8 protein-coding genes are annotated in these 12,394 nt (G+C 37.0%); 4 read left to right on the top strand and 4 right to left on the bottom strand.

The genetic code is table 11. The annotated features are described in order from the left end of the window. Position 1: 1 nt before the first annotated feature. Both AP058_RS05515 and AP058_RS05510 read right to left on the bottom strand, forming a co-directional pair. Positions 2–736, bottom strand: coding sequence for a metal ABC transporter ATP-binding protein (locus AP058_RS05515; RefSeq protein WP_066307610.1), 735 nt, complete (start codon positions 734–736; stop codon positions 2–4). Then, positions 736–1,647: a metal ABC transporter solute-binding protein, Zn/Mn family gene (locus AP058_RS05510; RefSeq protein ID WP_066307608.1), complete on the bottom strand. Its 912-nt coding sequence runs from the start codon at positions 1,645–1,647 to the stop codon at positions 736–738. The genes AP058_RS05515 and AP058_RS05510 overlap by 1 nt, the downstream gene beginning before the upstream one ends. Before the next feature lie 266 nt (positions 1,648–1,913). Here AP058_RS05510 and AP058_RS05505 point away from each other — a divergent pair, with 266 nt between their 5' ends. After that, a complete protein-coding gene (locus tag AP058_RS05505) occupies positions 1,914–3,479 on the top strand; it encodes a GMC oxidoreductase (protein WP_066307606.1) in 1,566 nt (521 codons plus the stop codon). A 58-nt stretch (positions 3,480–3,537) separates the two neighbouring features. Here the strand turns inward: AP058_RS05505 and AP058_RS05500 are convergent, their stop codons facing one another. Continuing rightward, on the bottom strand, positions 3,538–4,083 hold the full coding sequence (locus tag AP058_RS05500; protein WP_066307604.1) for a hypothetical protein: 546 nt from the start codon (positions 4,081–4,083) through the stop codon (positions 3,538–3,540). A 416-nt stretch (positions 4,084–4,499) separates the two neighbouring features. On the opposite strand from AP058_RS05500, the gene AP058_RS05495 reads away from it, so the two are divergent. Together AP058_RS05495 and AP058_RS05490 are read left to right on the top strand one after the other, a co-directional pair. Further along, on the top strand, positions 4,500–5,216 hold the full coding sequence (locus AP058_RS05495) for an AAA family ATPase (protein ID WP_066307601.1): 717 nt from the start codon (positions 4,500–4,502) through the stop codon (positions 5,214–5,216). Between the two features lie 2 nt (positions 5,217–5,218). Beyond that, positions 5,219–5,950, top strand: a complete 732-nt coding sequence (locus AP058_RS05490) for a YggS family pyridoxal phosphate-dependent enzyme (protein WP_066307598.1) — start codon at positions 5,219–5,221, stop codon at positions 5,948–5,950. Between the two features lie 120 nt (positions 5,951–6,070). Here AP058_RS05490 and sucC read toward each other — a convergent pair whose 3' ends face one another. Beyond that, entirely contained in the window at positions 6,071–7,264 is a 1,194-nt protein-coding gene (gene sucC / locus AP058_RS05485; protein WP_066307597.1) for an ADP-forming succinate--CoA ligase subunit beta, read from the bottom strand. Positions 7,265–7,881: 617 nt separating this feature from the next. Here sucC and gltB point away from each other — a divergent pair. Further along, positions 7,882–12,390, top strand: a complete 4,509-nt coding sequence (gene gltB, locus AP058_RS05480) for a glutamate synthase large subunit (RefSeq protein ID WP_066307732.1) — start codon at positions 7,882–7,884, stop codon at positions 12,388–12,390. The last annotated feature ends 4 nt before the right edge of the window (positions 12,391–12,394 follow it).

The raw sequence follows: 12,394 nt of genomic DNA, 5'->3' as shown, positions 1-12,394 counted from the left end.
ATTATTTCTGAATACTTACTTTGTAATTTATTCCGTACGTCTTAGTGAGATTCTCATCATTGAAGATGTCTTTTACAGGACCTGTCGCAATTTTCTTTACATTTAAAAATGTCACCCAATCAAAATATTCAGGAACGGTTTGCAAATCATGGTGCACTACGACGACCGTTTTGTTTGCTTTTCGAAGTTCTTTTAGGATATTGATAATGGCTACTTCAGTAGTCGCATCCACTCCTTGAAAAGGCTCGTCCATAAAATAAATCTCTGCATCTTGTACCAAAGCACGAGCTAAGAAGATTCGTTGTTGTTGCCCTCCCGAAAGCTGACTAATTTGTCTTCCCTTAAACGCGAGCATTCCAACTTTTTCCAAAGCTTCTAAAGCACGTTTCTTTTCGTTTTCACCAGGACGTTTAATCCAGCCTAGACTTCCATAAGTCCCCATTAGTACTACATCAAGCGCTGTGGTTGGAAAATCCCAGTCCACACTTCCTTTTTGAGGAACGTAAGCTACTTTCTTCCTTTGACTCTTGTAAGGTTTGCCAAAGATGGTTACACTGCCAGCAATCGGATTCAGTATTCCTAAAATGGCTTTGATCAGAGTTGATTTACCAGCACCATTCGGACCGACAATCGCCATTAATACTCCTTCAGGAATTTGTAAGTCGATGTCCCAAAGTACAGGTTTGTAATTGTAAGCTACTGTAAGATCGTCTACTTTAACTGCTATTTTTTCCATTATTTAAGAGAGCTAACTATGGTGTGTACATTAAATTTGAACATTCCGATATAAGTTCCTTCCGGAGTTCCAGGATTTCCCAACGCATCAGAGAATAAAGTTCCGCCAATTACAACCTCCTGCTTTTTTGAATTAACAGCTGCCTGCAAAGCTTCGACCGTGCGTCTAGGTACAGAACTTTCTATAAAGACCGCTTTCACTTTATGCTCAATTATATACGAAGCTGTTTTTTGAACATCTTGCACGCCAGCCTCCGTCGCAGTTGATAGTCCTTGTAAGCCAACGACATCAAAGTTGTAGGCTTTGCCGAAGTACCTAAAAGCATCGTGAGCAGTAACGAGGCGACGTTTGTCTTCGGGAAGAGTTGCTATCTCAGCTTCTATTTCTTCCTTTAGCGCTTTTAGTTTATTCAAATACGTATCAGCATTCGCTTTAAAGTACTCCTTGTTTTCTGGCATTGCGGTCGCAAGTTGTTGGGCTACAAAAACAGTGATCTGTTCCCAATTCTTTACGTCAAACCAAATATGTGGATCATAATTAGAGGCGAAAAGTGTTGATCCAATCAAATCTTTTTTATCCAAAGCATCAGAGATCGCGACAGTATTGATGTTCTGTTTTTTCATTTTTTCGAATACTTCTACTAATTTCCCTTCCAAATGAAGTCCACTATACAGAATCATATTCGCATTAGATAATTTAGAAACATCGCCTTCGCTGGCTTTGTACAGATGCGGGTCTACTCCAGCAGCCATCAAACCTTGCACCACTACTTTATCGCCGCCAATGTTCTCTACAAGATCGGTAATCATTGAAGTTGTTGTTACTATGTGGAATTTTCCGTCGGTCGGTTTGTTGTCTTTGCAACCAAATAAAGAAGCGCTAATAAGAGCGATAAGTATTAATTGTTTCATAAGTCTGCCATTTATTGCGAAGTTATAAAAAAAACATGATTTATAAATAATTTTTTAGTCGCAACTAAAAAATAAAGTTAGATTTCGTATTCTTGAGATACCGCTAGTAGTAAATAATAAAGAATTATGAAATTCATAGGGTTCCAAAAAAGTCTATATTTTGTTTTACATCAAATTTATTTTTTTTAAAGTTATACTTTTAATCGGTGGGAATTTAGTGTTAATTTTACTTTAATGAAAAACCCAACTAAATTTTCAATCATAGGATGGAATACGATTATATTATAATAGGAAGTGGTTTTGGTGGTTCGGTCAGTGCCTTGCGATTGGCGAAAAAAGGATACTCGGTTTTAGTAATTGAAAAAGGGAAATGGTTTAAAGCAGAAGATTTTCCGAAGACCAACTGGAACTTTAGAAAGTGGCTTTGGATGCCAAGCTTTCGATTTTTCGGTATCATGAAACTAAGTATTTTTAAGCATGTCGCTGTACTTTCGGGAACTGGTGTTGGCGGTGGATCATTGGTTTATGCCAATACTTTACCCATTCCAGAATCGACCTTCTTTAAAACGGGAAGTTGGCAAAAACTGCGCGACTGGGAAAAGGAACTGGCACCACATTATCAAGAAGCATTAAAAATGCTGGGTGCCGCTCGCGTACCTAAATTATTTGACGGCGATATTGGACTGCAAAAAGTAGCTCAAAATCTCGGTATGGAAGATAAATTTGATGTGACCAATGTAGCGGTTTATTTTGGCGAAGAGAATGTAACCAAAGTCGATCCGTACTTTGAAGGCATGGGGCCAGATCGAACAGGCTGCAACTTTTGTGGCGCTTGCATGACGGGTTGTCGAAATAATTCTAAAAATACGCTAGATAAAAATTACTTGTATCTGGCACAAAAATATGGTGCAGAAATATTGGCAGAACAGGAAGTTTGTGACGTGAAACCTCTTGATGAGAAAGATGGTGCGAACGGCTACGAAGTGACCATTCAAACAAGCACAAAACTATTTTCTAAGAAACGCAAAATTAGGAGTAAAAATGTAATTTTTTCGGGCGGCGTTTTGGGAACCATAAAGCTCTTACTCAAATTAAAAAGCAACTCCTTACCTAATATCTCTGATAGATTAGGAGAAGACATAAGAACCAACAATGAAACTTTGGTTAGCGTTTCTAGTCTTGAAAAACATAAAAATTATTCGAAAGGCGTTGCGATAGGTAGTATTTTGAATACTGATGCCAACAGTCATTTAGAAATATGCCGCTATTCTGAAGGTTCGAATGCTTGGAAACTCATTCATATGCCTTACGTTACTGGCAGTAATGTGTTCTCTAGATTACTAAAAGTGGTCGTAGCTTTAATTAAATCACCGATTCAATATTTCAAAATTTACTTTGTTAACAGCTGGGCAAAGCAAACGGTGGTGCTGCTTTTTATGCAAACCTTAGATAGTACACTTCGATTTAAAAGAAACATATTTGGATTGATGACTTCTACTGTAAGTTCGGGTCAAAAACCAACGCCTTTTATTCCAGAGTCGGTGATATTGATTAAAGAATACAGTAAAGCGGTAAATGGTATCAGTACTTCTTTTGCTTTAGAAACGATTGCAGGAATACCGTCAACAGCACATATTTTGGGAGGCGCCGTGATGGGAGCAAATGCTTCGGAAGGGGTTATTGATAAAAACAATAAAGTTTTTGGTTATAAAAATTTATATATCATTGATGGATCGATGATTTCGGCAAATCCTGGTGTAAATCCTTCGTTGTCGATAACTGCGATTGCGGAGCTTGCGATGGCTCAAATACCTACTAAAGAAAAAATATAGAGTAAAAAAAATACCCGTCATAGTAAATGACGGGTATTTTTTTTTTAAGCTGTTTGTATTATCTGTAAATGTTGGTACCGCGGTTGGTATTCCAATTTTGCTCTAAATAGTCAGCATCGTCAGTGTTTCTAGGATGAATCCCTAGTACTACGTGGCCTTCATTAATTCCTGACTCATAGATTTTAGCACGTTCTTCAGGGATTCCTGATCCTACAAGGGCACCAATCAGTCCACCAGTAATTCCACCAGCTCCAGCTCCAGCAAGTCCTGCGGCTAAAGGTCCAGCGACGATTAATCCTAATCCAGGAATAACTACACTAGTTCCAATTGCAGCGATAACACCTACAATAGCGCCAATTGTCCCCCCAATTGCAGATCCAGCTCCAGCTGTTTCAGCAGCTTTTGTTCCTAATTCTGAATCATCATTTTTATCTGAATAATATTTTTTACGCGTTTCGTCAGACATTACTAAGTTGATTTCTTCTTTTGAATATCCACGTTCGTGAAGTGCGTTATACGCATTTTCGGTACTTTCGCGGTCAGCAAACATTCCTGTTAACATTTGATTTCTTCCTGTATGGTCATTATTTAAATTATTTTCCATGATATTTTTAATTTTAGTGTTTATATTGTTTTCACAGATGTAAAATTGCAATTAAAGTCGATAAATTGTCTTATACGATAATCTGTAATTGTTCTAAAATTCACAGAAATAATTTTAATGTGCTGTTATATAGAGTTTAATGATTTTATTTTGTAGCTTTTAAGAAGTCTATATCAATTAATAGTCATATAGTAATTAATAGTGTCGTCTATATAATAGGTTAATAAAACATTCGAATTTACAAGTCGAAAACAGATTATGTAGTTCAAATTTAATTGTGAACTATTCTTTTATAATCTTGCAATCCTTTTTACTAGATCCTTAAAATATTTTGAATATAAAATTAAAAACCAGCCATAGCCATTAGAGTTCGTCTTTATTAATTAAATTAGTACTCAAAAATTTGACTTGCTATAATGAACGTATTTAATCTTATTATCGACGACAAAGAAGTGGTTGCTCTTGATGCTGTTTTTCTAGACGATGACAATCGAAGGCACATTCAGCAACTAATCAAGGAGCATAAATATATTGACGAACTCACCAAGTACGGCTTGCCGGTAAACAACAAGATATTACTGCAAGGCGATTCTGGTTGTGGAAAAACAACTACTGCCAAAGCCATTGCAAATGCACTTGGTAAACCAATTTTGACATTAAATCTAAGTACTATAGTTTGTGCTCGAATTGGGGAAACTTCGCAAAACATCAAACAGGTTTTTGATAAAGCAGCTCGCGATAAAGCCGTTCTTTTTTTAGATGAATTCGACCAAATTGGGAAGGCGAGAGGAGAAGATGATAAAGATGTCGGAGAAATGAGACGATTGGTAAATACGATCATTCAACTAATCGATTATTATCCGAATAATGCGTTGTTGATTTGCGCTACCAATCATCCAGAAATTATTGATACGGCTTTGTTGCGCAGGTTTCAATTGCGAATCAACTTCGAAAAACCTAATACAGCGGTATTAGATTCTTACTACGATAAGTTGTTAAGCTCTTTTACTCCGGAAATGAAAAACATCAAAAGGAAATATGAAATTTCGTTTGCCGAAGCCAAAGATTACGCTTACACCAGCGTAAAGTCAATAATGATCGAAAAATTAGAAAATCAAGGTAAAGAAGATTAATTATGACCGAGCACCTGATACCCAACCTAAAAAATATTTTGCAACGAATTGATGCAGCTTGTCTTAAAAGTAATCGAGATGCTGCTACAGTTCGTTTGCTGATGGCTACCAAAACAGTTTCTGCTGATCGCATAAAAGTCGCAGTTGAAGCAGGGCAGTCGTTAATAGGAGAAAACAGAGTTCAAGAAATTAAAGAGAAATTTGAAGAATTGCAATCCGTGATGCATGAAAAGCATTTTATTGGACATTTGCAAACCAATAAAATCAAGGACATTCTCAAGTATAACGTCACCTGCATTCAGTCGGTGGATCGAATCGATTTAGCACAAAAATTACATCAGCGATTGTTGCATGAAAATAAAACGATTGACATCTTAATACAAGTAAATACGTCGAACGAAGAAAGTAAATTTGGCGTGCATCCAGACAGCGCAATCGAACTAATTCAACAAGTAGCGCAATTAGAAACCATGAAAATTAAAGGTTTGATGACTATTGGATTGTTCAGCGCCGAGAATGATAAAGTGCGGACTTGTTTCCAACTATTAAAATCGATTCAAACAGAAACAATCGCATTGCACATTCCGAATGTCGAAATGAAAGAATTGTCGATGGGCATGAGCGGCGATCTAGAAATAGCAATCGAAGAAGGTGCTACTATTGTAAGGGTTGGAACGGCAATCTTCGGGCAACGAATGCATCCCGACAGTTACTACTGGAATGAAAACAAATAAGTAACGGTATCTTTCTAGAATATTTTTACATCTATTCTTCAAAAAGACACCTTTTTACTAAACAAAAAAACCTGCTCTTTCGAACAGGTTTTTATATATAACAAGATCTTATTTATAAGATTAAGAAAGCGCTGCTTGAACTTGGTCAGCTGCTTCTTGAAAAGCAACAGCAGATAAAATTGGCATTCCAGAATTGTCAATTAACTCTTTAGCAATTTCAGCATTTGTTCCTTGCAAACGTACAATGATAGGCACTTTAATAGCATCTCCCATATTTTTGTAAGCATCAACAACACCTTGAGCAACACGGTCACAACGAACGATTCCACCAAAGATATTAATCAAAATTGCTTTTACGTTTGGATCTTTTAAGATGATACGGAAAGCAGTTTCAACACGTTTTGCATCTGCAGTTCCACCAACGTCTAAGAAGTTTGCAGGCTCAAAACCAGCATACTTAATTAAGTCCATTGTTGCCATAGCAAGACCTGCACCATTTACCATACATCCAACAGTACCGTCAAGATCTACGTAGTTCAATCCAACTTCTTTTGCTTCTACCTCAATTGCATTTTCCTCACGGATGTCACGCATATCGGCAATTTTTTGTTGTCTGTACAATGCATTATCGTCAATATTAACTTTTGCATCAACAGCCATAATTTTATTGTCAGATGTTTTTAAAACTGGATTGATTTCGAACATAGAAGCGTCCGTACCAATGTAAGCTTTATATAAAGCATCGATAAATTTTACCATTTCTTTAAAAGCATTTCCAGAAAGACCTAAATTAAAGGCAATTCTTCTTGCTTGAAAACCTTGTAGTCCAACTGAAGGATCAACTTCTTCAGTAAAGATTAACTCAGGCGTTTTTTCAGCAACTTCTTCAATATCCATTCCACCTTCAGTAGAATACATAATCATGTTGCGACCTGTACCTCTATTTAATAAAACAGAAACATAGAATTCAGAAGTTTCAGTTTCACCAGGATAGTAAACATCTTCTGCTACTAAAATAGTACTCACTTTTTTACCTTCTGCAGAAGTTTGAGGCGTAACCAATTGCATTCCGATAATTTGTCCTGCAATTTCTTTAACCTGCTCTAAATTCTTAGCAAGCTTAACTCCACCACCTTTTCCACGACCACCTGCGTGAACTTGTGCTTTAATTACGTGCCATCCTGTACCAGTTTCGGCAGTCAATTGTTTTGCAGCTGCAACAGCTTCTTCAGGTGTATTAGCTACGATACCGCGCTGAATGCGTACTCCGTAACTAGCTAAAATCTCTTTTCCTTGATATTCGTGTATGTTCATAATATAGAATTTGTCTGGTTCTGAATCTTTTTCAGATTAAAAGTGGCACAAAAGTAGCAAAAATGTACGTAAGAGTGAAATATTTTTGAAATTAAAACTTTAAAAGTCACGGGTTTCATTATTTAATTTGAAATGTTTTTAAAATGTATTTATGCTTGTAAGAAACTCCTTGACTATGCGTGATTTTTTTTAGAATTTTTTCAACATTTTAAATTCTTGTAATTAAAAAAATGACCTCTAGAAAGAAAAATTATTTCATAATTTAAGCGTCGATACAAGGAGCAATTTTGCTTTAATGGATAGAATTAAGTTGCGATTTTAAATTTAAAAAGCGGGGAGTTGTGGTAATTTTCAAAAAAATAACAATTACTAAAATCACTATAACGTTTGTGTTTTGATGAATTTAATCTTGTTTTATGTCTAATTTAATGAAGTTTTGTCTCGGTCGAATCTTTCCAATTGTGAATCTGATAATTTGGAAAGCCATTCTTTTCAGATTTGATATTTTCGAATTAAAATCCTGTTTATGTTGTAAAAATTGCATCAAAAGAATGTTTTATCTAAATTTTATTCAATGAATTCTTTATTTTTGAATAAAAAATATAGCACGGATGAAAATTAAAAAACAAGGTCTTTATTTACCCGAATTCGAACATGAAAACTGTGGAGCTGGTTTTATCTGTAATTTAAAAGGAGAAAAAACCAATCAAATTATTCATGATGCGCTAGAAATTCTAGTAAAGCTAGAACACAGAGGCGGCGTTAGTGCAGATGGAAAAACAGGAGATGGCGCAGGACTTTTAATTGACATCCCGCACGAATATTTTGTTCGAGTTTGTGAATTCTTATTACCAGCGGCACGGGAATACGCTGTAGGTATGGTTTTCTTGCCAAAAATTAAAAATCAATATAATTACTGCAAAGCGTTATTTGAAAAAGAATTGGAAGCACAAGGGCTTTCTGTTTTAGGATGGAGAGCAGTACCCGTTGATTCTTCGCATTTAGGCGAAATTGCTTTGGCTTCTGAGCCAGCAATTGAGCAAGTTTTTATCGCACAGAAAGAAGTAATTAGCGATGCTGTTTTTAAAGCAAAATTATATGCAGCTCGCAAAATTACAGAACATACTATTGCGAACTCAAAAATTTCTCAAGGTGGCTATTTCTATGTGGCCAGTTTATCAACTACTACCATAATATACAAAGGTGTAATTATGCCCGAGGATATTGGGCCGTATTATACCGACTTGCAACAAACTGATTTAGTCACTCGTTTGGCTTTGGTGCACCAGCGTTTTTCGACCAATACCATGCCAACTTGGGAACTGGCACAACCGTTCCGATTCATGTGTCAAAATGGAGAAATTAACACTTTAAGAGGAAACGTTAGTCGCATGCGTGTCCGCGAAGAAATCATGAAAAGTGACGTATTTGGTCCGCAAATCGAAAAATTATTTCCAATCATTTTACCAGGAAAATCAGATTCTGCTTCTATGGATATGGTTGTAGAGTTATTGACACACACCGGAAGATCGTTGCCCGAAGTAATGATGATGATGATTCCAGAAGCTTGGGAAAAACACAAAACAATGTCTCCTGAAAGAAAAGCATTTTATGAATATAACGCTTGTATCATGGAACCGTGGGACGGACCTGCGTCAGTACCATTTACGGATGGTGATTATATTGGCGCTTTATTGGATAGAAATGGCTTGAGACCTTCTCGTTATACAGTGACCAAAAGCGGAAAATTAATTATGGCGTCAGAAATTGGAGTCGTAGAAGTTGCCCCTGAAGATGTAGAGAGTCATGGACGATTAGAACCAGGAAAAATGTTCTTAGTAGACATGAACAACGGCCGAATTATTAATGATGAAGAAATAAAGAGTAAAATTGTTTCGGAGAGACCGTACCAAGAATGGTTGGATAAATACCGTTTGCACTTGAAAGATGTGCCATCAACGTCGGAAGTTTGCCCGATAGAAACTATCGATCTTAAAACCAGAGAACGGTTGTTTAATTACACGATTGAAGACATTCAGGATGTAATTACGCCAATGGCTCAGGCGGGTAAAGAAGCGCTGGGATCTATGGGAACTGATACGCCTTTAGCGGTTTTATCAGACAGACCACAACTGATTTCAAATTATTTCAAACAGTTATTTGCCCAAGTGACGAATCCGCCTTTGGATGGAATCCGAGAAGAAATTGTAACTGATATTAGTTTGAATTTAGGACAAGACCGCAATGTTTTTGACATTACAAGCAAACAATGCCGCAAATTAAAAATTCAGAATCCAGTTATTTCTAACGACGATTTAGAAAAAATAAGAAATATTTCGATTGATAATTTCAAAGCTGAAACTTTTGAAATTTTATATGAAAAAGACAAAGGTTTAAATGGTTTAGAAAATGCTTTGGATGCAATTATCGTTCAAATTACAAAAGCGGTAGAACAAGGAATAAATATTATTATACTTTCAGATCGAGGTGTGAACAAAGAATTTGCACCAATTCCGTCACTATTGGCTTGTTCCTATGTCAATCATCAAATGAACCGTTTGCGCAAGCGCTCCTATTTTGATATCATCATTGAATCGGCTGAACCACGCGAACCACATCATTTTGCCACTTTATTTGGATATGGCGCCAGCGCTATTAATCCATATATGGTTAATGAAATTATTCGGGTGCAAGTACAAGAGGGTTTCATTACCGGAATTACTGAACAAAAAGCAGTTGACAATTTTAATAAAGCGATTGGTTCTGGGATTTTGAAGATTATGAATAAGATCGGAATCTCGACTTTGCATTCGTATCGAGGTTCTCAGATTTTTGAGATTGTGGGTTTCAATTCAAAATTTGTTCAAAAATACTTTCCGTACACGACTTCAAGAATTGAAGGAATTGGCTTGTATGAGATTGAAAAAGAAATTACGGCTCGTTATAAATATGCTTATCCAGATACAGAGGTGGCCAATCGATTGGGCTTGAATATTGGTGGCGAATACCGCTGGAGACGCAATGGCGAACGACACATGTTTAACCCAACAACTATTGCCAAATTGCAGCAAGCCGTTCGGTTGAGCGATCAAGACAGTTATGATGTATATGCGAATGCCGTGAACGATCAGGCCAAAAATTTAATGACTATTCGTGGTTTGTTCGAATTTGACAATTTAGATCCCATTCCACTCGACGAAGTGGAGCCTTGGACAGAAATTGTCAAACGTTTCAAAACGGGAGCTATGTCTTATGGTTCTATTTCTAGAGAAGCGCATGAAAATTTAGCAATCGCCATGAACCGTATTGGTGGAAAATCAAATTCTGGCGAAGGTGGAGAAGATAGAACTCGTTTTCAACCTGATGTGAACGGCGACAGTCGTAATTCCGCTATCAAGCAAGTTGCCTCAGGGCGTTTTGGCGTAACGTCACACTATTTGTCTAGCGCCAAAGAAATTCAGATTAAAATGGCGCAAGGTGCAAAACCTGGAGAAGGTGGACAATTACCTGGAGAAAAAGTATTGCCTTGGATTGCAGCAGCACGTAATTCGACGCCATTTGTGGGATTAATTTCGCCACCGCCACACCATGATATTTATTCTATTGAAGATTTAGCACAGTTAATTTTTGACTTAAAAAATGCCAATAGAGCAGCGAGAATTAATGTAAAATTAGTTTCAGAAGTTGGCGTGGGAACCATTGCTGCTGGAGTTGCCAAAGCCAAAGCCGATGTGGTTTTAATTGCAGGTTACGATGGCGGAACCGGAGCTTCACCTTTAACGTCATTAAAACACGCCGGGCTTCCTTGGGAATTGGGATTGGCTGAAGCGCAGCAGACCTTAGTTTTAAATAATTTAAGAAGTAGAATTGTAGTCGAATGTGACGGTCAATTAAAAACGGGTCGTGATGTGGCAATTGCGACCTTGCTGGGAGCCGAAGAATTTGGTTTTGCAACGGCACCTTTGGTAGCTTCGGGTTGTATCATGATGCGTAAATGCCATTTGAATACCTGTCCAGTCGGAATTGCAACACAAGATAAAGACTTGCGCAAAAACTTCAAAGGAACGCCAGAACACGTTATTAATTTCTTTTTTTATGTGGCAGAAGAACTAAGAGCAATTATGGCTCAATTGGGCTTCAGAACTTTAGAAGAAATGATTGGCCAAACTCATAAATTAAACACCAATAAAGCAATCGACCATTACAAAGCTAAAGGATTGGATTTATCGTCAATCTTATACAGGCCAGTAGCTTATAGTGGAATGGTAGTTAGAAATACAGAAAAACAAGATCATAATTTAGAAAATGTTTTAGATTTTCAAATACTAAAAGAGTCACATCGTGCTTTGTATCGAAAAGAGAAGATGACTTTAAATTTTCCAATCAACAATACCAATCGTTCGGTTGGCGCTATTGTCAGCAACGAAATTTCTAAAATTTATGGCCACTTGGGTTTACCAGAAGATACGTTGAACATTAATTTTACCGGTTCTGCTGGGCAAAGTTTAGGTGCTTTTAGCGCACACGGATTAACTTTTACAGTAGAAGGAAATACCAACGATTATTTAGGGAAAGGACTTTCGGGCGCTAAATTGATTATAAAAAAACCTGCCACAGCTACTTTTGCTGCTGATAAAAATATCATTGTTGGAAACGTTTGTCTCTTTGGCGCAGTCGAAGGAGAAGCGTACATTAATGGTATTGCAGGCGAGCGTTTTGCCGTACGTAATTCTGGTGCAACAGCGGTTGTAGAAGGAGTTGGTGATCACGGTTGCGAATACATGACCGGCGGAAAAGTAGTCGTGCTTGGTGAAACCGGACGTAATTTTGCCGCCGGCATGAGTGGTGGTGTCGCTTATATTTATGATCCCGAAAATAAATTTACCAATGGATTGTGCAATACGGAAACCATCGAATTTGAAAAAGTAGCAGGCGAAGATGCTGATGATTTGAGACAATTGATTGAAAAACATGTTTTGTACACTAACAGTACCAAAGGAACTGCTTTATTAGAATATTGGGAAAATAGCGTGAATAATTTTGTAAAAATTATGCCTACAGAATACAAAAAAGCACTGATACGTTTAGAGACAGAAGAACAAATGGTAGAAGAATTAACAGCATAATACA

It is taken from the genome of Flavobacterium sp. TAB 87, assembly GCF_001529295.1.
Classification (GTDB): Bacteria; Bacteroidota; Bacteroidia; order Flavobacteriales; family Flavobacteriaceae; genus Flavobacterium.
The sequence above is the reverse complement of the archived record's forward strand: the minus strand, read 5'-3'. Positions and strand labels throughout refer to the sequence as shown.